Origin of the sequence: Serratia sp. CY76391 (assembly GCF_052166695.1) — a bacterium.
GTDB classification, from domain to species: Bacteria; Pseudomonadota; Gammaproteobacteria; order Enterobacterales; family Enterobacteriaceae; genus Serratia; species Serratia nematodiphila.
The window spans coordinates 86,338-109,242 of record NZ_JBJNOJ010000016.1 but is presented as its reverse complement, the minus strand read 5'-3'; the positions used below and the strand labels follow the sequence as shown (position 1 = coordinate 109,242).

Sequence of the window (22,905 nt, the reverse complement as noted above, 5' to 3'; positions counted from 1 at the left end):
CAATAGCGCGGTGGTCCCACCTGACCCCATGCCGAACTCAGAAGTGAAACGCCGTAGCGCCGATGGTAGTGTGGGGTCTCCCCATGCGAGAGTAGGACACTGCCAGGCATCAAATAAAGTCGAAAGCCCTGAACTGACGTTCAGGGCTTTTTGCTATGTGCAATTCGTAAAAAGGCGCAGCTACGCTGCGTAATGCTTGTCAGTTAAGCCCGACTGGCATTTTTTTATCCAGTTTCTGTACGTGGCGTGCAGGACGAATTGCCGTAAATACCCCGAATTTCTCTGTTACCACAATGAACGGCAATTGGAGGGGCCGAAGGCGCGGCCCCTCCACCCGCGCCTTCGCTTAACACCGTCTGTCCGCTACGCGGATACCCTCGCCGCGTCTGCGCTGTCGGGCGGGTCGGCTGCGACAAACGTCCCTGTTAGTCTCGCCTCAACCGGCCTTCCCTGGCCGGTTGCCCCTGACAGCGCCGTTTTGCTCGGCAGCCGGTGATGCGCGCCAAAGGTCAACCCCTGAGCTGGCAGCTACCGGGAAATCTGTCGCTTATGAGGTTGTGGTAGAGAAGTTGGAGATGAACACGGTATTGGACGCCCTTGAAGACGCCGAACGTAGGCATAGCGCATTAGGCGAAACCGGCATGGACGGCGGTTTCAGGTGAGACAGGCAGGGACACCTGTCGCAACCGGCCTCAATGCGGTATGGCGGAGGGAGGGGAGTTGGCAAAGCCAACCGTCTGATAGGGCAAAGGCGCGGGTTGCCAGGGGCCGCGCCTTCGGCCCCTGGCTCGGTCGAGGTGCAGGAGTCTCATGATGCACCTCTCATTTATCGACCGAAAACATCACGAGTACTTCAAAAAAAACGTTAACTGACAAGCATTAAGCTACGCTGCGCGGTTTTCCCCCTCCTCCTTATTCTCCGCCAGCGAGCCAGAGAAAAGGCCCCGAAGGGCCTTTGATTAGGGTGTGTTTGCTTTTTTCACTTATTATTCGATCAATGCGAGCTGCCCTGGGAGATGCCCAGCCCGGTTTGCGAACGGACAAACTGGGCCCGGAAGCGTTCCCGCTCCTGCTGCCCGGCCAGCGAGCTGTCGGTGATCGAGAACAGCCAGGTACCGACAAAGGCCACGATCATCGAGAATAGCGCCGGGTATTCGTACGGATAAATCGGTTTCTCATGGCCGAGGATCTGCACCCAGATCGTCGGGCCGAGGACCATCAGAATCACCGCTGTTAACAGACCCAGCCAGCCGCCAATCATCGCGCCGCGGGTCGTCAAACGCGACCAGTACATCGACAGGATGATGATAGGGAAGTTACAGCTGGCGGCGATGGAGAACGCCAGCCCGACCATAAAGGCGATATTTTGCTTCTCGAACAAAATCCCCAGGGCAATGGCGACCAGCCCCAATACCACGACGGTGATCTTGGAGACCTTCAGCTCATCGCGCTCGGTCGCCTTGCCGTTTTTAATCACGCTGGCGTACAGGTCATGGGACACGGCCGAGGCGCCGGCCAGCGTCAGGCCTGCAACCACTGCCAGAATGGTGGCGAACGCCACCGCCGAGATAAAGCCGAGGAAGAAGTTGCCGCCAACGGCATTGGCCAGGTGCACCGCCGCCATGTTGGTGCCGCCCAGCAGCGCGCCGGTGGCGTCTTTGAACGCCGGATTGGCGCTGACCAGCAAGATGGCGCCGAAGCCGATGATAAAGGTCAGGATATAGAAGTAACCGATAAAGCCGGTGGCGTAGAACACGCTCTTGCGCGCTTCCTTGGCGTCACTCACGGTGAAGAAACGCATCAGGATGTGCGGCAGGCCGGCGGTGCCGAACATCAGCGCCAGGCCAAGCGACAGCGCGGAAATCGGATCGGACACCAGCCCGCCGGGGCTCATGATGGCGATGCCTTTCGGATGCACCTTCACCGCTTCGGCGAACAGGGTATTGAAGTCGAAGTTGACCGACTTCATCACCATCAGCGCCATAAAGCTGGCGCCGGCCAGCAGCAGCACCGCTTTGATGATCTGCACCCAGGTGGTGGCCAGCATGCCGCCGAACAGCACGTACAGCACCATCAGAATGCCGACCAGGATCACCGCCACGTGGTAGTTGAGCCCGAACAGCAGCTGGATCAGTTTGCCGGCGCCGACCATCTGCGCGATCAGATATAGCGCCACCACCACCAACGAGCCGCAGGCCGAGAGGGTGCGGATCGGTTTCTGCTGCAGACGGTAAGAGGCGACATCGGCGAAGGTATAGCGGCCGAGATTGCGCAGGCGTTCCGCGATCAGGAACAGAATGATCGGCCAGCCGATGAGGAAGCCGATGGAGTAGATCAGCCCGTCATAGCCCGAGGTGTAGACCAATGCGGAGATGCCGAGGAACGAGGCGGCGGACATGAAGTCACCGGCGATCGCCAGGCCGTTTTGCAGGCCGGTAATGCGCCCGCCAGCGGTGTAGTAGTCCTGACGAGAACGGGTGCGTTTGGACGCCCAATAGGTGATGTAGAGCGTGGCACCGACAAACAGGATAAACATCACGATCGCCTGGATGTTCAGCGGTTGACGATGCACCTCGCCGCCAATGGCGTCGGCGCAGGCCAGGCCCGGTAGTAATAGCAGCGCGGCGGCGGACAATAAGCGCTTCATTGTTTCACCTCGCGCAGAATCTCTGCGGTGAGGCGATCGAACTCGCCGTTGGCGCGAAACACGTAGATCCCGGTCAAGACGAAAGAGATCACGATCAACCCGACGCCGACCGGGATCCCGCGGGTGATGGTCGATCCGGCGGCGATCGGCGTGCCGAGCCATTGCGGATCGAAGGCGATCAACAAAATAAAGCCGACGTACAGCGCCAGCGTAATCAGCGAAAGCAGCCAGGCGAACCGGCCGCGTTTTCTCACCAGCTCTTTAAAGCGCGGGTTTTCTTCAATCCCTTGATAAATGGTGTCATTCATCAGAGTGTCTCCAGTCGGTATTGAGAGAGTACGCCGCGCCAGGGCCGCTCAACGGCGCGTTATCCGAATGAGCGGCCTGAAGCGGCGTAAATTATGACGGCACTTTCATTGATTGTTTTTCTTCCAACAGCTTGTCGACTACGGCCGGATCCGCCAGCGTGGAGGTATCCCCCAGGTTGCTGGTGTCGCCGGCGGCAATTTTGCGCAGGATGCGCCGCATGATCTTGCCGGAGCGCGTTTTGGGCAGCGAGTCTGTCCAGTGCAGCACATCCGGCGTAGCGATCGGCCCTATCTCTTTGCGCACCCAGTTGCGCACTTCGGTATAGAGCTCCGGCGTCGGTTCTTCGCCGTGGTTCAGCGTGATGTAGGCGTAGATCGCCTGGCCTTTGATGTTGTGAGGAATGCCGACCACCGCCGCTTCGGCGATTTTCGGGTGCGATACCAGCGCGGACTCGATCTCGGCGGTGCCCAGACGGTGGCCGGAGACGTTCAGCACGTCGTCGACGCGGCCGGTGATCCAGTAGTAACCATCCTCGTCGCGGCGGGCGCCGTCACCGCTGAAGTACATGCCTTTGAAGGTCGAGAAGTAAGTTTGCTCGAAGCGATCATGATCGCCGAACAGGGTGCGCGCCTGGCCCGGCCAGGAATCGACGATCACCAGGTTGCCTTCGCAGGCACCTTCCTGCGGCGTGCCGACGTTATCGACCAGCGCCGGCTGTACGCCAAAGAACGGCCGCGTGGCGGAACCGGCTTTCAGCTCAGTGGCGCCTGGCAGCGGGGTAATCATGAAGCCGCCGGTTTCGGTTTGCCACCAGGTGTCGACGATCGGGCATCTCGCGTTGCCGATCTTGTTGTAATACCACTCCCAGGCTTCCGGGTTGATCGGTTCGCCGACCGAGCCCATGATGCGCAGCGAATCGCGTCGGGTGCCTTCGATCGCCTTGTCGCCTTCGGCCATCAACGCGCGAATGGCGGTCGGCGCGGTATACAGAATGTTGACCTGGTGTTTGTCGATCACCTGCGACAGGCGATTGACGCCCGGATAGTTAGGCACGCCTTCGAACATCAGCGTGGTGGCACCGCAGGCCAGCGGGCCGTACAGCAGATAGCTGTGGCCGGTGACCCAGCCCACGTCGGCGGTGCACCAGTAAATGTCGCCGTCATGGTAGTCGAATACATACTTAAAGGTCATCGCAGCGTAGACCAGGTAGCCGCCGGTGGTGTGCAGCACGCCTTTCGGCTTGCCGGTCGAACCGGAGGTGTACAGGATGAACAGCGGATCTTCGGCGTTCACTTCTTCCGGTGGGCAGTCTGCGGAGACGCCCTGGGTCAGCTCATGCCACCACAGATCGCGCCCTTCCTGCCAGTAGCCCGGTTTACCGGTGCGTTTGAATACCACCACGTTGGCCACGCTGACCACGCCGGGATTTTTCAGCGCATCGTCGACGTTCTTTTTCAGCGGCACGGCGCGGCCGGCGCGCAGGCCTTCATCGGCGGTGATCACCAGTTTGGCGTTGGAGTCGATAATGCGCCCGGCGACGGCTTCCGGCGAGAAGCCGCCGAAGATCACCGAATGTACGGCGCCGATGCGCGCGCAGGCCAGCATGGCGACCGCCGCTTCCGGCACCATCGGCATATAGATGGCCACCACGTCGCCTTTTTTAACGCCGAGCTGTTTCAGCACGTTGGCGAATTGGCAGACATCGTGGTGCAGCTGTTTGTAAGTCACCTTTTTTGATTGGGTCGGGTCATCGCCTTCCCAGATAATGGCGGTTTGGTCGCCGCGCTCGGCCAGATGGCGGTCCAGGCAGTTGGCCGCCAGGTTCAACGTGCCGTCTTCAAACCAGCGAATGCTGACGTGGCCCGGATCGAACGAGGTATTTTTAACTTTGGTATAGGGTTTGATCCAATCCAGGATTTTGCCATGCTCACCCCAGAAAGCCTCTGGGTCTTGAACCGACTGTTGATAATACTGTTGGTATTGTGCCGGATTAATCAGGGCGCGTTCTGCAATTGCAGAAGGAATAGCGTGTTTATGCAGTTGGCTCATAGCTTTTCTCCTTGAAGTTGTTAATGATATGTCAACTGAAGGTTAAGTATAGTTTGCTATGATTCTTTGTTTCTTTTTTGCGCGGCAGATCACGCAACAAAGATATTGATTTGTAATCGTTCTGTCGCATTTGCAGGGCGTATCTATCTCTTTGGCGCTTAAATCCTCATAAACCCACGTTTTTAACCAAAAACACTTATATAAAGAACAAAAAAGAATAAACCAAAACGGACTCAACTGCCGCGAAATTAATAGATACGATCAGGGCCGCCATTATTTCTCGCTATAAATCTTTTTGGAGTGTTTTTCGCCATTAATATTCTAAGTTGGCATTAGCACGATATAACGATGGACTGCACAGCGTGAAATAACGTTTTATTAACGCTTAATTCCTGATGAAAACTCGGGAAATACCCTGTGGCATTCATCCTGCGGCATCGTTCGATTTTTAATCGAAATATAAAGTGGCGCTGCATTTATGGACGAAAGTGTCACTCGGCCAATTCTCATTTGTTTGACTTTTGAGTAACAAAATATAAACATATGATGCGGATTAAATATGCAGAATGAGCGAAAAATAACGCATTTTAATCGCGTTCAAAAAATCGTCGTCGGCGTGGTTATGTACTTCATTATATGAAAAATTATGTTTTTAATAACAAGCAATTATGCCATTTGAAATAGTTCCGCGAAATTTTTGTGATTCGATTCAGCGCTCAGGCCTGACAAATCAAGGCTTGCAGAGCATGCCGCCCGGATGATACAGATTTATACTGCGTCGCACCCAGGGCAGGTGAACGCTTCCACTGAATTAACATAAGCCTGTAATAAATGATTAAGTATTCTTTTCGCCGTGTTGCGACTTTGTACGGCGCAAAGAGTCTTTGAGGACTTTTTGGGTATGAAAAGTGTAAAAATTAGCCTGGCTTGGCAAATCCTGATCGCGTTGGTACTGGGTATTATTGTTGGCGCGGTATTGCACAACCAGACCGAATCTCGTGAGTGGCTGGTGAGCAATATTCTCAGCCCGGCGGGTGATATCTTTATTCGTCTGATCAAGATGATTGTGGTGCCGATCGTTATTTCCACGCTGATCGTCGGTATTGCCGGCGTGGGGGATGCGAAAAAGCTGGGCCGCATCGGATTGAAAACCATTATCTACTTCGAAGTGATCACTACCGTCGCCATCGTGGTGGGGCTCACCTTGGCCAACGTCTTCCAACCCGGCCACGGCATCGATATGTCGACGCTGACCACGGTGGACATTTCGCAGTACGAGAAAACCACCGAACAGGTGCAAAGCGGTTCGCACAGTCTGGTGGCGACCATTCTGTCGCTGATCCCGTCGAACGTTTTCTCGTCGATGGCCAAGGGTGACATGTTGCCGATTATCTTCTTCTCGGTGCTGTTCGGTCTGGGGCTGTCGTCGTTGCCGAAAGAGACCAAAGAGCCGCTGCTGAAGGTGTTCAAGGCGGTGTCCGAGAGCATGTTCAAAGTCACCCACATGATTATGCGCTATGCGCCGATCGGGGTGTTTGGCCTGATTGCGGTTACGGTAGCCAACTTCGGTTTCGCTTCGCTGCTGCCGCTGGCCAAGCTGGTGGTGCTGGTGTACTTCGCCATTGCGTTCTTCGCCCTGGTGGTGCTGGGGGCGGTCGCCCGGCTGTGCAACCTGCGCATCTGGACGCTGATCCGCATCCTGAAAGACGAACTGATCCTGGCTTATTCCACCGCCAGTTCGGAAACGGTGCTGCCGCGCATCATCGAAAAGATGGAGGCTTATGGCGCGCCCAAGTCGATCACCAGCTTCGTGGTGCCGACGGGTTACTCCTTTAACCTGGATGGCTCGACGCTGTACCAGAGCATCGCCGCCATCTTTATTGCCCAGCTGTACGGCATCGAGCTGTCGTTGGGTCAGGAGATCGTGCTGGTGCTGACGCTGATGGTGACCTCGAAAGGGATCGCCGGCGTGCCGGGCGTCTCGTTCGTGGTGCTGCTGGCCACCCTGGGCAGCGTCGGCATTCCGTTGGAAGGCCTGGCGTTCATCGCCGGCGTGGACCGTATCCTGGATATGGCGCGCACTGCGCTGAATGTGGTGGGTAACGCGCTGGCGGTATTGGTGATCGCCAAATGGGAGCACCAGTTTGATCGCAAGAAGGCGCTGGCCTACGAAACGGAGTTCCTGGCGCAGAAGGTGAAGCCGGCCAACCAGGCCTAATTACCGAGTATCGCTGACGTTGAAAACGCCCCAGGCAGTTGTGCCGGGGCGTTTTGTTTTTTATGGCTCTTCACCGGCCACTTTCTTTTCTCTGTCCTACTGCGCGACTTGCATCCCCGCTTAACAGAATCTAAAGTGTTACCAAATTAATAGAAATGATAATAGATGTTATTATCATTTTCATTTGATGATGTATGGAGACACGCAAAGCCGTTGAACGGTGGGGTTACGCCCGTTCGGCGTCTTTATTCAGGCTTATCAAAGGTAGGTAACATGTCGGACACCGCTTTGGCCTCTGAATGGTTGCCGCTGGCGCCAGCGCAGCTTGATTTCTGGGAAGAACACACCTTGCATCCTGGGCAGACTCTGTCCACCGTCGCACATTGCACCGAACTGTGTGGCGCGGTAGAGGAAGAGACGCTCTGCCGGGCGATCGCCACCACGCTCGCCGAGACGCAGGCGTTTGCCTTGCGCTTTGGTGAGCGGCATGGCGACGTTCCTCCGTCGTTACGTTACGATCCACAGTGCACACCGCCATTGCAACGCATCGATCTGCAAACACACGGCGATCCCTGGCAGGCGGCGCAAAGCCTGATGCGCGAAGATATCGCGCAGCGCCGGGCGCTGCATAGCGAGCCGCTAGCCGCAGCCTGGCTGCTCAAACTGGGGCCGGAGCGCTACCTCTGGTACGTGCGTGCGCACCATATTCTGATTGATGGCTTCGGTATGGCCCTGATCGAACACCGCTGCGCCGCGTTATATGCGCACTACCTCGGCCAGGGCAACGCGGGTATCCCTCTGGGCGCATTTGGACCCTTTCAACAGGCCGAGCTGGCCTACGCTGATTCTGAGCGATGCGAGCGCGATCGGCGCTTTTGGCAGACCTATTTGCCGCCGTCACAGGCGCTGCCGACGGTACGCAAGGGCGGTGAGGCCTATGGCGTACGGCGTTTGAGCACCCATCACCGGCTGTCGGCGGCAGTGTCGCACTGTCTGGCGCAGTTGGCGGAGCGCAGCGGCATCAATTGGCCCGACTTGCTGGTGGCGCTGTCGGCGGCCTGGCTGTTTCAGGTGATGCCGCGCTGTACCCGGCAGGGCGATACGCTGCCGATGTGGATGCCGGCGCTGAATCGCCGTGGGCAGGCCGCCACCAACGTGCCTTCGCTGGCGGTCAATACCCTGCCGCTGCTGGTGTCATCGTCGCAAGCGGAGACGTTGGGGAGCTTTCTCACCGCTCTGACGCAGCAACTGCGGGAGCTGCGCAGCCACGCCGGCTACCGGCTGCGGCAACTGGCCGTCGATCGCGGAGTGGCTCCGGACTCGCGCTTCTTTATTTCCCCTTTCATCAACGTGCAACCCTTCGATGCGCCCCGTTTCACCGGCTGCAGCGGTACGCGCAGCGTATTGGCCGGCGGCTCGGGCGACGGTTTCAACCTGACTTATCGCGGCCGCACCGACGCCCGCGATCTGCAGGTGGATATCGATATCTATCTGGAGCAGTTTCCGACGGAGGATGCGCTGGACTATGGCGAGGCGCTGCAAGAATTTCTGTTGCGTGCGCTGCAGCGGGAAGCCTGGGGGCGACCGCTGGCGGCCCTGACGGCGTTGCCCGCCTGAGAAAGTGCGGGCGGGAGGATGCTCCCGCCCGAGTGGCAGGGCTTCAGCTGGCCAGCAACGCCGCCACTTCGCGCGCGTTCTTGCACGGCAAGAGCGAACTGCTTACCAGACGGGTGCCGAAAGCGTCATTGAGGCGCGACGCCACCTGTTTGATATGCGGCAGCTTCAGCCCCATGGCGATAAACGCCGTCTCTTCCCCCCATTCCGGGCGCGGGGTCACGCCGATCGCCTGCCAGTAAATGGTCAGGATCTCGGCGCTGCGCGCCAGCGGCGCGTTCGGCGGCGGGGCCGCGCAGGCGTTTAACGCCGGCGCGGTTTGCTGGTGGCTCAGGTCGGCGCGGATGCGATGGCGGTCGGTTTTACCGTTGGCAGACAACGGCAGCGCCTCGGCATGGATAAAGCGCGTGGGAATATGGGTACAGGGCAGATAGCCGGTAGCGAAGGCGCGGATCTCGGACAGCGGCAGCGGTTTGCCGTCGCGGGTCAGATACAGGGCGCCGAGCGCCGCCTCGTTGTTCTCTCCGCTGGGATAATCCACCACCACCATATCCAGGATCGCCGGATGGCGGCGCAGCACGTCTTCGATTTCCGGCAGCGAGACGCGCACGCCGCGGATCTTCACATAGCCGTTCACTCGGGTGGCGAACATGATGTTGCCGTCCGCGCGATAGTAACCCTGATCGCCAGTGCGGAAAGCGCGCAGCGGTTGTCCGTCCGGCCCTTCGAGGATGATGAAATCGTGCTGCCTCAGCTCACCCTGCTCCAGGTAGCCCAACGCCAGGTTGACCCCGGCGGTATGGATGCGGCCGACCACGCCGGCCGGGCAATGGCTGCCGTCGTCATGGCAGATGAAATAACGGTTGGCGGGCAGCGGGCGGCCGTAAGGCACAGTGCCGCTCTCCTGCGGGGTGATAGGATGCCAGATGCTCCAGATGGTGGTTTCGGTCGGCCCGCCGAGCGAGAACAGCGCGAGATCCGGGCGCAGAGTTCGCAGGGTTTGCACCGTCGCCGGCTTGATGTAGTCGCCGCCTTGCGCCACCAGACGCAGCGAACGCAGGCTGTCGGCCGTTTTGCAGGTGAGCAGCATCTCCAGAATGGCCGGCACCGAACACCACAGGCTGACCCGATGTTTTTCCACCAGCTGGTTCCAGCTGATGGCGTCTTTTTCCTGATGCGGCGCCGGCAGCACCAGCGTAGCGCCGGCGCACAGCGAACCGAACAGATCGAACATCGACATGTCATGGTGCGGCGGCGTGACGGAAATGAACACGTCGTCGGCGGTGACCGCCCAGCGCTGCTGGGTCTGGTGGATAACGTTGGCGGTGGCGCGGTTGTTGAGCACCACGCATTTGGGCTTGCCGGTGGTGCCGGAGGTATACAGGTAGTAGCTTGCGGCCAGGCTGGCGCTGCGTTCCACCAACGTCTGTTCATCCGGCAGCGCAGGTGCGCGATCCGTCGGCGCCAGCAGGATCGCCGGCGTCACGCCGATCGGCGTCTCCAGATCGCCGCCGTGCACCACCAACGTCGGCCGGCAGTTCTCCAGCAGGTAGGCGGTGCGTTCCGGCGGTGAGTTGATATCGATAGGCACCCAGATCACCCCCTGCAGGGCGCAGGCGAGGCTGAAGATGATCTGTTCTGGGCTGCGCGGCAGATACAACGCTACCACGTTGCCCGGTTGCACGCCGCGGCTTTGCAGGTTGGCGATCGCCGTGGCGATCCGCTGGCCCAGTTCGCGGTAGGTCAGCGTCTGTTCGCCGCAGATCAGCGCGTTGCCGCCGTTTTGTGCGCCAAACAGCCGCTCGGCCAGCTGCGCCAGATAAGGATAAGGCGCGTAATTCGCTTCGCTGTCATTGTGGCGATAATGCGCCAGATCGATGAAATCTCGCGGCGCGATCGCCAGGTCGGCGCGTTGGCAACTGCGCAGGATGCGTCGCTGTAATGCCGCCAGCATGGCTTCTACCTGCTCGCCGTGCAGCGCCTGTTCGGCGTAGTCCACGCACAGCTGCAGGTTTTTTTCGCTGTCCAGCGTCAGGCGAATATCGATGGCGACCTGCGGCGTTTGGGTCAGGCCGTCGTGGAAGCGCACCGGCGCCTCGGCCGGCAGCGTTTCCCAACCCAGACAGTTGGTCAGGATCACCGGCAGCGCCGGGCCGCCCTGGCTTTGGCCGAGCAACTGCCGCGCCAGATCGACGCCGGAAAACGTCAGGTGGTCGAGCGCGCCGAGCACGTCGTCCTGCAGGGCTTGCGCGCGCTGGATAAAATCTTCGCCGTGACGGGAATAGCGCACCGCCACGAAGCTGGAGGCGTTGCCCAGGGCACCATCGGCGGCGGGGAACGCTACCGGCACCCCGACGCACAGCTCACCGTCGGTGGTCCAGTGGGCCAGCGTATCGAGGACCAGCGCCGACAGCAGGCTGTTGCGCAGCAGCGCATGCGGCGATCCCAGGCGGCCAAGCTGTTTTACCGTATCGCGCGGTAGCGTCAAGGTGGCGCGGCGATAGCGTGATGAGGTGAGATTGGCGAGCGGGGCGCGCCACGGCAGTGCCGACGGGGTGGTGACATCCTGCAGCTTTTCACGCCAGTAGGCGGCATCGGCCTGGCGCTGCGCCGCCGATGCGGCGGGGGGCGGCAGTGCGGCGGCGGTCGACGTCAGAGGGCGATCGTCGAACAGGCGCGCGATCACGGTGGAGATCCCCTGGCCGTCGAGGATCAAGGCATCAAAGCTGGTAAAGATCAGCGTATCGTACGGCGATCCCGTCGGATCCTGCTGTTCGGCAAGTTGGATCACGGCGATGCGCCACAGCGGTTGGCTCGGATCGTGGCGCTGGTGGGAGTAACGCTCGCGCAGCTGTTCGACCTGGCGCTGCGCCGCTTCGCCACCCAGGGCGCGAAGATCGTGGCGATCCAGATGCAGCGTGGTTTCCGGGCGTACGTGCTGCGTGCCGCGCTGCACATCGATGCAGGTGCGAAGCGCCGGGTAGTGCTGTACCAGCTCGGTCAGGCGCGCTTCAAGGCGCGGTACATCCTGCTGCCGGGCGCGGTATTCGCGAAAGTCGTGCATCGCTACGCCGCCGAGCGGCCATCGATCGCTGCGGCCCAGAAGGTAGGCCTGCTGCAGTGCGGTTAATGGTGTCTCCATGGTACTTCCCTATAGTCGCTAACCGATTAAAACGAGCCGGGCGCCGTGCGCCCGGAAACCGATCTCAGTGCTGCGGCGCCAGCGCGGCGAGCAGCGTTTTCGCATGCCTTCCTGCCTCGGGCGACCGTTGGCAGATCAACGCCGCCAGCGCAGCCGGGGAGGGATGCGCCGTCAGATCCTGCGCCGTCAGCGCCGCCGCCAGATACTTGTTGAGCACCGTCAGCAGCGCGTTCACCCCGGCATCCGGCAAGGCCAACCGGCGGATATCGTCGTGGTCGCGCACACTGGCCTCGGGAGCCACCCGCGCCAGCAGCCGGTGCAGCACCTGGCGCACCGGCGCCTGCCGCGCCAGCACATCGGGCGTGCATTGCGCCAGCAGCTGCGACAGCGGGCGATCGAATGCCCCCGCTTGCCGCGCGGCCAGGTGCAGCAGCGCCCGGTAACAGGCCAGCAGGCGCGGCAGCACGTGCTCGGGGAACGCGTCCAGCCGCACGTCCCAGTTGATCAGAATGCCGTCGTCGACGTGGGCGACCTGCGCATCCAGCGCCACCTGCGGCCCCTGAGAGATCACCCAGCCGAGACGGCCAAAGGTGTTGGTGACCCGTTCGGAAAACAGCGTTTTGCCGCGGATGCCGAAACCGGCGGTAAACACCACCGGCGAAGGCTGCAGGCTGCCGTGCAGGCGCGACAGATCGCGCATCACGCTGACGCCGGGGTAATCCGCATGCTCGATCAGCTCCGCCAGCTGCGTCATCAAGCGTCGGCAGAAGGCGTTCAGGTTTTCCGTCGGGTTCAGTTCCACGCCGAGCAGCACCAGGTTAGAGAAATCGCCGATGAGGCGATGTGCGTCCTCCCGTTCGCTCTCGCGGTGGAACAGCGGCACGTTGAGCCGGAAGCGCGTCATGTTCCAACCCTGACCGACGGCCAGCGCGAACAGCGCCAGAAACAGCGTCGAGAGGGAGGTGTGATGCCGTTTGGCGACGTTTTCCAGCGCGCGGCTTTCTTCTGCATTCAGCTGTATGGCCAAACGATCGCTGCGGCAGCGGTCCGGCGTGCGCAGCAGGCGCGGCGCCGGCGGCATCTGCGCCAGGCGTTCACGCCACCAACGCTGGCCGCGTTCGCGCCGTTGGCGCAGCGCCACGTCGGCGTCGCGTCGTTCGAGGTGATCGAAGTAGGCCGGCGGCGTGTCATGGGAGGGTGCCGCCGGGCACTGGTGATAAAACGCCGTCAGATCTTCCATCAACAAGCGAAAGCTCATGGCATCGCCGGCGATCATGTCGAGATCGACGTGCAGGCGGCTGCGTCCTTCCGGCAACAGGCTCAGGCTGATATCGCAGGGAACGCCCTGTTCCAGCGGCAGCAACTGGGTGCTTTTCGCCTGGCGTTTGGCGGCGAGCGCGGCCGCCAGCGTCGTTTCATCGGCGTGTCGCCAGTCGTCGAGATGCAAAGTATGCCGGGAGCTGGGAGGTGCGATCGTCTGCCTGCCATCGTCGGTAATGCGCAGGCGTAACAGCGGATGGCGCAGATACAGCGCCTCGACGGCCTGGCGCAGCCGGGCGATGTTCAGCTCGCCGCCGTCGAATTCCGCATACAGGTGGGCGGCCATGCCGCCGAGAGGAGGAGCGGACTGTCGGCCTACCCAATAGGCGGCCTGCATCGTGGTCAAAGCTTTCATCGGGTATCCATTTTGATTCAGCCAACGAGACTGCAAGAATATATCCAAATGTTAATAGGAATGAAAATTATTATTATTTGATCCATTTAGCGCGGAGGTGCTATCTATAAGGGGTTTGAGCGATGCCGGGCAGGCAGGGCGTTAGGCGTGAATAATTTATCTATATTATTCTTAGCATTGAAATGATTGCTTGTTATTGCAGCGCTGGTTTTTCCTGCGAAAATATAAGGGTTTCTGGCGGTGATCACGCCCGGCCTCACACCTTTATTGATAATGATTTGCATTAAAAAATGCAAAATATTATCATTCTTAACACTATTTTACGTTTTTATACAAGCTGCCGGCCGCTTCGCCGGCGGCTTGGCCGTGGACGGGGCCGCGCCCGTTCGGCCGCGAAAGACATGGGTTTGCCGCAGGGATAAGCAACAGCAAGGCCGGGAAGGCCGCAGCGTCATGGTCTGTGTGAGTGTCGATGTAGGTTGTGTAAAAAAAAATCAAATTTTGTGCACCTCTGGGATGAAAGGAGAAGACATCTATGGGCAAGCATTTTGCGGCTCAACGGCATGAAAGCGTAGGAAACGGGGAAAAGACGGGGATGAAAGCCATTGGGGCGTTTTCCTCCGTATTTTTAGGGGTTTGTTCACTGGCGATCGGTAACGTCAACGCGGCGGAAACGAAGAGCAACGAAACCTACCAGGATGCGGAAACGCTGCTGGTCACCGGTGAGAAGATCAAACGTTCCATTTTCGACACCGGCTCCAGCGTTGAAGTGTTCGACAGCAACCGCATCGCCTCGATGCCTAATGCGACACAGGTTCCCGATTTGCTGCGCATGACACCCAACGTGGTGGATGTCGGCATCGGCAACGATCTGCCAACCGTGCGTGGCGTTGACGGTTCCGGCCCGACCACCGGTGCCGGCGCTTTTCTCAGCGGCACCAGGCCGCGCCTCAACCTGTCGTTGGACGGCCGTTCGCTGACCTATAACGAACAAGCCTACGGACCGCAATCGCTGTGGGATCTGGATCGCGTTGAAGTGTTCCGCGGCCCGCAAAGTTATATTCAGGGGCGCAATGCCATCGCCGGCGCCATCGTCATGGCCAGTAAAGACCCGACCTTCGAATGGGAAAGCGCCTTCAAGGGCGGGGCCGGCAACCAGCACTCCTCGCAGTTGGCCGCCATGGCGTCCGGCCCGCTGGTGGAAGACCAGCTGGCGTTCCGCGTCAGTGTCGATCGCCAGCGCCGCCGCAGCGACGCTGACCTGCCGGCCTATGAACCGGTGGGCGATCCGCGTGAGGTGGAGGCCACCACCGCACGCGCCAAGCTGCTGTTCAACCCGGCCGGTTTGCGCGATCTGACTACCAAGCTGACCTTTAACCACTTTGGCAGCACTGCGCCGCAGAACGAAAGTCTCAACCCGCAGCCGCATCCTGCGAGTGCGCGTCACGACATCCGTCGGCCGGTGTTCAAAAGCAATGTGAACAGCGGGATCTGGGATCTGGCCTGGGAGGCCTCCGATGGCCTGGCGTTGGAAAACCGCGTTATCTATACCGATTTCAACATTAACCGCGCCACGGCTTATAAGCTGCCGTACGCCGACATCGGCGGCAAAGAGGTGCACGTAGAACCGGTGGTGCGCTTCGGCGGCGCGGACAGCCGCCTGCACGGGTTGGCGGGGCTGCGTTATTTCCACGCCAAGCAGGATGAGTTCGTCAATATCTTCGGCGGCGCGACGTTTAAAGATAAAACTGACACTAACTCGGCCTTCGCCGAGCTGACCTATGCGCTGACGCCACAGGTGGACGTGACTGCCGCCAGCCGTCTGGAACGTGAACATCGCCAACGCAACGGCGGCAGCCAGGCGGTGCGCATCGACTTCGACGAAACCTACACCGTGTTCCTGCCGAAGCTGGACGTGGCCTGGAAACCGACGGACACCCAAACCTACGGCGCCAAGATCGCTCGCGGTTATAACGCCGGCGGTGCGGGCATTACTCTCAGCAGCCCGATCGTCAGTTACACCTACGGTTCCGAGTATGTCTGGAACTATGAGTTGTACACCCGCCATCACCTGAAAGACGCCAACGTAGTGCTGACCAGCAACGTGTTTTACAACGATTACAAAGACATGCAGCTGCCTTATTACCTGGGTGAGAATTCCAGCGTGATCCGCAACGCCGACAAGGTGGAAACCTACGGCGCGGAAATCGGCGCCACCTGGCAGCCGCGCTGGGACTTCGAACTGTTTGGCAACGTCGGCCTGCTGAAGACCAAGATCAAAAAGTTCGCGGGCAGCGGCGTGGAAGGGCATGAATTGGGACGCGCGCCGGCTTACACCGCCAACATGGGCGCCAAATATCAGTTCCTGAAAGGGTGGGAAGTGAGCACCAACGTGGCGTTCTCGGACTCCTATTACTCGGCGTATGACAACGATTCGCGCGGGCGCATCGGCTCCTACTGGTCGGCTAACGCCCAACTGGCCTACACCTTCGCCTATGGGCGCGCCACGCTGTTTGCGCAAAACCTGTTCGACTCCGAGCGCCGCATCATGGTTGGCGGCAACGACATCTACACCGCGACGCAGCAGCGCCCGCGCATGGTCGGCGCGGCGGTTGAGCTGAATTTCTAACGCTATCGCGATGACGGGGGACGCATGTCCCCCGTTTTATGCGCTATCCCGGCACGGCCGGGCAAAGGAGATAACGCAGTGATCGGTGATTTTGACAGCATTCTGAGCGATGAAGAGGCCCAGCGGCTGGAGAGCGCATTTCAGGCGCTGGGCGCGGCGTCGGCCAACGGCGAGCGGCCGGTGAGCGAAGCCGAAGAGCGGGCATGGTTCGCCCATCTGCAACAGGGTGACGCACGCGGGCAGCGGGCGTTGGCCTGGCGCCTGACGGGGGACGTGGATATCGCCCGGCTGGCGGCGGCGCTGCAGGCGCTGGTGCGGGAAACGCCGGGCGTGGACATGCGCTACGTTTTTGATGACGAAAACGGTCTGGTGAAACGCCCCGCCAGCTCGGCGCCGTTGCCGGTGAGCCTGCGTCAGGTGGCGGATGAACAACACGCCATTGGCTGCCTGCTGCAAGCGCAGGCGGCACCGTTTGAACTGGAAAGCGAAGCACCGCTGCGCTGCCTGCTGTTGCTCACGCCGGGTGATGACGTGATTTTGGGCGTGGCACTGCATGACATCCTGGCGGAAACGCTGCCGTGGCGCCATCTGCCGGCGATGCTGTCCGCTCGCTATAACGGGGATGCAGTGCCCCTGTCTTTCGCCCCTCAGCCGGTCGAGCTGGCGGAAATCCCGGAACCGCAACTGCCCTGGGCGCGCCAGGCGGTCTCGCTGCAGGATTACCGCAGCCCGGCGCCGCGCACTGAAGCCTTGCCGCCGGTGGGCGCGCGCGTGGTCACGCGCATTGCGCGCTCGCTGTTGCCCGCCAACGACACACCGCGGGCCTTGCTGGCGGCGGTAGCGGCGCGGTTTGCCGAGTTCGTCGCCGCACAGGCCGGCGGGCAAGCGGTGCAGCTGTGCGTGCCGGCGGCGGAGACGGCGGAGTGCATCGGTCTGGAACTGGGGCTGACGGCGGCACCGCTGATGCGCCTGACCGTGCTGCATGGTGAGGGCGACGTCGGGCAGCGGCTGCTGGCGCAGGCCGTGGCCGAACAGCCGGATCCGCAGCGGGCGCAGCTGCTGGTGGCCTGGCGTGACGATCTGGCTGCGGACTGGTGCATGGAAGGCGTTCACGCCGAACGCCTGTTGTTGCCGCCGCTGCATACGCCGTTTGAACTGGCGCTGCTGTTGGGCTTGCCAGAGGCGGAAGCGCTGACGCTGGAGCTGGTCACCGACCCGCGTCTGTCTCCGCACGCGGCGCCGTTCCTGCTGGAGCAGTTCAGCGCCTTCCTGGCCGGGCAGCGAATTGCCGTCGCATTGCCGGCGGCTGAGGCCGCTTCCCCGGCGATTACCGCGCCGGCGGCGAACGGCGAGGCGGACGAAAGCGTTGCACCGCTGATTTTGCAGGAGTTCCGTGAGGCGCTGGTGGCGCCGGAAATGACCCTGGATGAAGACTTCTTCGATCGCGGCGGCCATTCGCTGGTCGCCACCCGGGTGATCGGCCGCTTGTTGAGCCTGCATCAGATCGAAATCAACATTAACGATCTGTTCAGCCATCCGACGGCGCGTGGGCTGGCGGGCTACGCCAAACGCCTGAACGTCACGCAGCCGAATGCCCCGGTGGCCGCCGCCGACGATCATGATCGGGCGCAGGCGCCGCTGTCGCTGGCGCAGGAATCGCTGTGGAAGGTGTATGAAGCCTTCGGCCATGACGAGATTTTCAACCTGCCGTTCTCTCTGCGCTTCTTCGATGCGGTGGATGAAACGGTGCTGCATCAGGCGTTTATCGACGTCATGACTCGCCATACCGTGCTGCGTTCACGCTTTGTTGAGCAGCAGGGCGAGGTGGTGCAGGTGGTGGTGCCGGCCGCAGAATTGCCGGATTATCAGTGGTTCCGCTTCTCTCACGAGACGCCGGCGGGCAACGCCGCCGCCCTGTTGGCCGACGCCGGCCAGCACCGGTTCGATCTGGCCGCCGAGCTGCCGCTGCGTGTCACGCTGCTGCGCGATGCGGACAACGGCCAGCAGTTGCTGTCGCTGCTGTTCCACCATGTGGTGCTGGATGAATGGTCGCTCAACCTGATGATGGATGAGCTGGGCGTCGCCTACCGCCATCGCGTCGTCGGCCAGGCGCCGCAGTGGAGCGGGCAACCGCCGCAGTTCCACACCTTCGCCCGGCAGCAGCGGGCCTCCGGGGTGCAGCAGCAACATCTGGACTACTGGCTCGATGCGCTGCGCGGCGCGCCGGTCGGCCAGCCGATCTTCCGGCAAGAACCCGCTACCCACCCGGCGGTGCCGGCGCCGGCGGACGTCAACGGCGGCTGGCTGGAGTTCGAGGTCGATCCCGCCGTGGCGGAAGGCCTGTATCAGCTCGCTCGCCGCAATAACGCTTCGCTGTTCAACGTGGTGTATGCCGGGATTACCTCGGCGCTGCGCCTGCTTGGCGGCCCGGCGGATCTGCTGGTGGGCACTTCGACCTCCGGCCGTAACGACGCCGAGTTCTTCGATACCGTCGGCTACTTCACCACTGTGGTGGTGCACCGCGTGCGCTTCGACGAAGGGCTGACGGTGGCCGGCTTGGTCAGCCAGGTGAAAAACACCATCAACGGCTCGCTGCCATACACCGATATTCCGATCGATCTGGTGGAGGAAGGGCTGTTCGGCGTGGACGCTGACCGCAAGAACCACATGTTTGAAGTGTTCATCCAGATCCACAGCCGCATCAAACTGAACGGCGAGTTCCGGCTGCAGGACGGCAGCGCGATCGCCTACCGTCAGGTGGAGCCGGAGAAAGCCGAATCGTTGCTCGGCCTGCAGTTTGAGGTGATGGAAGACGATCTGGCGGGGGCGAAATCCCTGCGGGTGATGATGACCTACCGCCAGGATCACTACAGCCGGGAGCAGGCCAATCTGATCGCCGACGGCGTTCAGCACGTCTTTACCCAGTTTGCGCAGCACATCGCTGGCGATATCGCTCTGGCGGCGCTGCCGCCCGGGCCGCAGGCATGACGTTGTTTCACTCTAACCGAAAGCATGATTTTCAAGGAGATAAAAGGATGTCTGGAACCCTAGCAACCCCGCGCGCGTTACTGTCGCTGCTGGTGGCGGCCTCTCTGGTGGTCGCCGGCGCCGCGCAGGCCGACGATGCCGGCATCAAACCGCAGGACATCAAGCGCCAGGCGCTGTCGTCGACGGTGGTGGAGATGGCCTACAGCACCTCGCAACAGGCGCTGTTCGTCAGCGCGCCGGACTGGAAGGAAGAGGCGCGCTCCCGCGTGCTGCGGCTGGATCCCAACACCCTGGCGATCAAGGCGGAGATCCCGCTGCAGGTGAAAGGCTTCGGCGTGGCGCTGAACGACGCGGGCAATCGCCTGTACCTGACGCAGGCTTTCAACGGCGAAGTCGGGGTGGTGGACACCACCACCAACCACGCGCTGGGCAGCATCAAGCTGCTGGACAAAACGGTGCTGGAGCAGGCTTACAAGCAGGCGGGCATCAGCGGCAAGCGCCTGGATTTCCTGTTGGCGGAGCTGAAGAAGTTTAAAATCACCGAGGACTACCTGTACCGCCTCCGCGAGCTCAAGTATGACGCGCAAAGCGGCCGTCTGTTCCTGCCGGGCCTGGGTTTCGGCGTTGACAGCGTGCTGTACGTGGTCGATACCAAGGCCGGCAAGCTGGAGAAAGTGATCCCGGGCTTCGGCTACAACGCGGTGGGCATCACGCTGGATGAGAAGGGCCGCCGGGTATTCGTCTCCAACATGCAGGGGCAGGTGATCACCCTGAACGCCGACACGCTGGCGATCACCGCCACGCACGAAGTACAGGCCGATCAGCTGCTGAACCTGGTGTATGACCCGGCGAGCAATCGCCTGCTGGGCGTCGATCAGGGCATCGATCGCGACGACTACCGCAATCATCATCTGGGGCACGACTATGTGAAGCGCAGTAGCGGCCACCGGGTATTCGCGCTGGATGCGGACAGCGGCAAGGTGCTGGCCAGCGAGCTGACGGATGAGGTGCCGATCGGCCTGCTGCTCGATGAGCGCAGCCAGCGGCTGTATGTCGCCAACCGCAAAGGCGTGCGCGTGGATCACGGCGCCGGCACGCTGACGGTGTTTGACGCCAAGACGCTCAAGCGCCTGCAAACCGTAGACCTGCCGCCGCACCCTAACAGCCTGGCGCTGGATCCGAAAGGCGACGCGCTGTTCGTGACGGTGAAAAACGACGGCGCTTCCACCAAGGCCGGCAAGCCGGAAAGCGTGGTGCGCATTCAGCTGCACACCAGGTAACGCAACGGAAAGATAAAAAAAGGGGCGCCGCGGCGCCCCTTTGTCGTTGGGTTATGTCATCAGAAGTGGGTGTTGATGCTCATGTAGTAGGTGCGGCCCGGTTCGTTGTAGGTGGCCGCGCCCGCGCCGGCGATGTTGATCGCGCCGGTGTTCGGATCGCCCACGTTCTGCGCGTTGCCGGCGCGGAACTGGCGTTTGTCGAACAGGTTGTCGATGCCGGCGGTGAGGCTGACGTTTTTGGTCAGGTCATAGGTTGCGCTGGCGCCGACGACGGCGTAAGGGCTGACCTCGCGGGTTTCGCCGCCGGTGGCCGGTTTACCCTGGTAGTTGTACTTCTTCGGCTTCTGCCGGCCGTACCAGGTCAGGGTGGACTGCATCGACAGATCCTGCGTGGCCTGCCAGCTGAGGGTCGAGTTGACGGTGAACTTCGGGATCACCGACAGGTAATCGCCGGTGGTCTTGTTCTTGTTCTCGATCATGTAGGTGGCGTTGTTGCTCCAGGTGACGGTCTCGCTAACCGGCACGTTCAGCGAGCCTTCCAGCCCTTGTACCACCGCTTTCGGTACGTTTTCCCACTGATAGACCGCCGTGCCGGTGCTGCTGGTGGCGATGCGCGAGTTACCCGCCTCAATCTTGTTGTGGTAATCGTTGCGGAAGTAGGTCACGCCGGCCAGCCAGCCTTCGTTATGGAATTCCAGCCCGATCTCTTTGTTGACGCTGGTTTCCGCTTTCAGATCGTCGTTGCCGAGCAGGTAGCAGCCGTTTTTGGTATCGCTGCCGGCACATCCCTGGCCTTTGCTGTACAGCAGGTAGTTGCCGTTGGTTTGGAACAGCGTCGGGGCTTTATAGGAACGCGCGATGCCCATCTTCAGCGTGAAGTAATCACCCAGTTCCTGGGACAGGTTTAGCGCCGGGCTCCAGTTGTTGCCGGATTCGGAGTGCAGATCGTAGCGCAGGCCCGGCGTCAGCATGGTGGTTTCGGTCAGCTCAATGTTGTCTTCGGCGAACAGCGAGAAGATATGTGCAGAAGCGTAAGGGCTGCGCGTGCCGGTAGTCATGCCGGGAATGGTGCCGCCCATCAGCGTTTGGCTGGTGGAGGTGCCGTCTTTCATCCGCTGCTGGGTCCACTCGGTGCCCAGCGTGGCGGTCTGGGCGACGCCCAGCTCAAACGGCACGCTGACTTCGCTGTGCGCCAGGAAGTCGTCCAGCTTGGTGGTGCCGAAACCGGTGTTTTTGGTATCGAAGATGCCTTCGGTGCCGCCGGCCAAGCCCTCGTTCAGGCGGGTGTTGCGGGTGCGCTCGAACTGCACGTAGTTGTTGGTGCTCACGCCGTTGTCCCAGGCGCCGCGATGGGTCAGACCGAAGGTTTCACGGTAGATGCGGTTGGTCTCTTTGCCGTAGTTGCTCTGCACCAGGGCGTTGGTGTTGGTGTTCTGGGTATCGCCGGCGTACAGGTTGCCCTGGCGGCCGTAAGCGTACTCGAACTCCAGCGACTGCAGATGGGCAAAATCCCAGTGCAGCAGGGCGTCGATGTTTTTATCGACTACCCCTTCGCGCCCGGCCGGGACGCTGTTGGCGTAGGCGCCGACGCGTTCGGATTTATGCGATTCGTTAATGTCCCAGGCGTCGGCCTGCGTTTTGCTGTAGCCGCCGAACAGGCGGAAGCTCAGGGAATCGCTCAGCGGGCCGGACAGGCTGAAGTCGGTGCGCTTGGTGGCGCCTTCCTGCTTGTGCTGCGGCACGTTGAAGTAGCCGTTCAGCGAGCCGTGCAGCGCATCGCCGGCTTTCTTGGTGATGATGTTGACCACGCCGCCCGCGGCGCCGTTGCCGTAGCGCGCCGCGGCCGGGCCGCGCAGCACTTCGATGCGCTCGATCATTTCCGGCGGCACCCAGGCGGTATCGCCGCGGGAGTCGCGCTCGCCGCGCCAGCCCTGACGCACCGAGTTGCGGCTGGAGGCCGGTTTGCCGTCGATCAGAATCAGGGTGTTTTCCGGGCCCATGCCGCGGATATCGATCTGGCGATTGTTGCCGCGCTGGCCGCTGGTGGAGTTGCCGGTCAGGTTAACCCCGGGCATGGTGCGGATCAGTTCGCTGATGTCGCGCGCCGGCGGGCGTTTCTTGATCTCGTCGGCGGTGATGGTGGACACCCCTGGCGCCTGCAGGTTCTGCCGGGCGGCGGTCACGACGATGGTGTCTTCGCCGCGCGGCTTTTTATCCGTGGCGCCGCTGTTCTCTTCCGTGGTGGTGGTATCAGCCTGCTGCGCGGCGTTGGCGAACGCGGACGCGCCCAATCCCAAGCCGATAAGAGTGGCTAAAGAATAACGTGATAGCTTGCTTTTCATCTGAGTGTCCTA

General features: G+C 61.1%; 11 protein-coding genes and 1 rRNA gene. 6 read left to right on the top strand and 6 right to left on the bottom strand.

Features of this window, described 5'->3' with window-relative positions; genetic code table 11:
- Positions 1-108, top strand: a 5S ribosomal RNA gene (gene rrf, locus ACJ8PN_RS23945); the annotation flags it as partial.
- A gap of 886 nt (positions 109-994) precedes the next feature.
- Here rrf and actP read toward each other — a convergent pair.
- From actP to acs, 3 genes are all read right to left on the bottom strand, one after another.
- Positions 995-2,647: a cation/acetate symporter ActP gene (gene actP / locus ACJ8PN_RS23940; protein WP_171453190.1), complete on the bottom strand. Its 1,653-nt coding sequence runs from the start codon at positions 2,645-2,647 to the stop codon at positions 995-997.
- A complete protein-coding gene (locus ACJ8PN_RS23935) occupies positions 2,644-2,955 on the bottom strand; it encodes a DUF485 domain-containing protein (protein ID WP_004930047.1) in 312 nt (103 codons plus the stop codon). Before ACJ8PN_RS23935 ends, actP begins: the two co-directional genes overlap by 4 nt.
- A 91-nt stretch (positions 2,956-3,046) precedes the next feature.
- The gene (gene acs, locus ACJ8PN_RS23930; RefSeq protein ID WP_004930044.1) at positions 3,047-5,005 is read right to left on the bottom strand and encodes an acetate--CoA ligase; all 1,959 of its coding nucleotides are present in this window, start codon (positions 5,003-5,005) and stop codon (positions 3,047-3,049) included.
- A gap of 901 nt (positions 5,006-5,906) precedes the next feature.
- Here acs and gltP point away from each other — a divergent pair.
- Complete coding sequence (gene gltP / locus ACJ8PN_RS23925; protein ID WP_015376334.1) at positions 5,907-7,223, top strand: glutamate/aspartate:proton symporter GltP; 1,317 nt, start codon at positions 5,907-5,909, stop codon at positions 7,221-7,223.
- Positions 7,224-7,496: 273 nt separating this feature from the next.
- Entirely contained in the window at positions 7,497-8,840 is a 1,344-nt protein-coding gene (locus ACJ8PN_RS23920) for a condensation domain-containing protein (RefSeq protein ID WP_351108732.1), read from the top strand.
- Between the two features lie 43 nt (positions 8,841-8,883).
- On the opposite strand, the gene ACJ8PN_RS23915 is transcribed toward ACJ8PN_RS23920, so the two are convergent.
- The gene (locus tag ACJ8PN_RS23915; RefSeq protein WP_351108735.1) at positions 8,884-11,979 is read right to left on the bottom strand and encodes an amino acid adenylation domain-containing protein; all 3,096 of its coding nucleotides are present in this window, start codon (positions 11,977-11,979) and stop codon (positions 8,884-8,886) included.
- A 64-nt stretch (positions 11,980-12,043) separates the two neighbouring features.
- Positions 12,044-13,654 (bottom strand): condensation domain-containing protein, encoded by a 1,611-nt coding sequence (locus tag ACJ8PN_RS23910; protein ID WP_442535287.1) that lies wholly within the window; start codon positions 13,652-13,654, stop codon positions 12,044-12,046.
- 535 nt (positions 13,655-14,189) lie between these two features.
- On the opposite strand from ACJ8PN_RS23910, the gene ACJ8PN_RS23905 reads away from it, so the two are divergent.
- From ACJ8PN_RS23905 to ACJ8PN_RS23895, 3 genes are all read left to right on the top strand, one after another.
- The gene (locus ACJ8PN_RS23905) at positions 14,190-16,283 is read left to right on the top strand and encodes a TonB-dependent receptor (RefSeq protein WP_171453194.1); all 2,094 of its coding nucleotides are present in this window, start codon (positions 14,190-14,192) and stop codon (positions 16,281-16,283) included.
- Between the two features lie 78 nt (positions 16,284-16,361).
- Positions 16,362-19,271 (top strand): condensation domain-containing protein, encoded by a 2,910-nt coding sequence (locus ACJ8PN_RS23900; RefSeq protein WP_442535286.1) that lies wholly within the window; start codon positions 16,362-16,364, stop codon positions 19,269-19,271.
- Between the two features lie 47 nt (positions 19,272-19,318).
- On the top strand, positions 19,319-20,551 hold the full coding sequence (locus ACJ8PN_RS23895) for a YncE family protein (RefSeq protein ID WP_442535285.1): 1,233 nt from the start codon (positions 19,319-19,321) through the stop codon (positions 20,549-20,551).
- Positions 20,552-20,610: 59 nt separating this feature from the next.
- Here the strand turns inward: ACJ8PN_RS23895 and ACJ8PN_RS23890 are convergent, their stop codons facing one another.
- Positions 20,611-22,893, bottom strand: coding sequence for a TonB-dependent siderophore receptor (locus tag ACJ8PN_RS23890; protein WP_411261860.1), 2,283 nt, complete (start codon positions 22,891-22,893; stop codon positions 20,611-20,613).
- Positions 22,894-22,905: the final 12 nt, after the last annotated feature.

What these genes read in the sequence shown, in the direction of transcription:
- acs (WP_004930044.1), bottom strand. Translation starts at nt 5,005, where the DNA reads ATGAGCCAACTGCATAAACACGCTATTCCTTCTGCAATTGCAGAACGC.
- ACJ8PN_RS23895 (WP_442535285.1), top strand. Translation starts at nt 19,319, where the DNA reads ATGTCTGGAACCCTAGCAACCCCGCGCGCGTTACTGTCGCTGCTGGTG.
- ACJ8PN_RS23890 (WP_411261860.1), bottom strand. Translation starts at nt 22,893, where the DNA reads ATGAAAAGCAAGCTATCACGTTATTCTTTAGCCACTCTTATCGGCTTG.
- ACJ8PN_RS23910 (WP_442535287.1), bottom strand. Translation starts at nt 13,654, where the DNA reads ATGAAAGCTTTGACCACGATGCAGGCCGCCTATTGGGTAGGCCGACAG.
- ACJ8PN_RS23920 (WP_351108732.1), top strand. Translation starts at nt 7,497, where the DNA reads ATGTCGGACACCGCTTTGGCCTCTGAATGGTTGCCGCTGGCGCCAGCG.
- ACJ8PN_RS23915 (WP_351108735.1), bottom strand. Translation starts at nt 11,979, where the DNA reads ATGGAGACACCATTAACCGCACTGCAGCAGGCCTACCTTCTGGGCCGC.
- actP (WP_171453190.1), bottom strand. Translation starts at nt 2,647, where the DNA reads ATGAAGCGCTTATTGTCCGCCGCCGCGCTGCTATTACTACCGGGCCTG.
- ACJ8PN_RS23935 (WP_004930047.1), bottom strand. Translation starts at nt 2,955, where the DNA reads ATGAATGACACCATTTATCAAGGGATTGAAGAAAACCCGCGCTTTAAA.
- ACJ8PN_RS23905 (WP_171453194.1), top strand. Translation starts at nt 14,190, where the DNA reads ATGGGCAAGCATTTTGCGGCTCAACGGCATGAAAGCGTAGGAAACGGG.
- gltP (WP_015376334.1), top strand. Translation starts at nt 5,907, where the DNA reads ATGAAAAGTGTAAAAATTAGCCTGGCTTGGCAAATCCTGATCGCGTTG.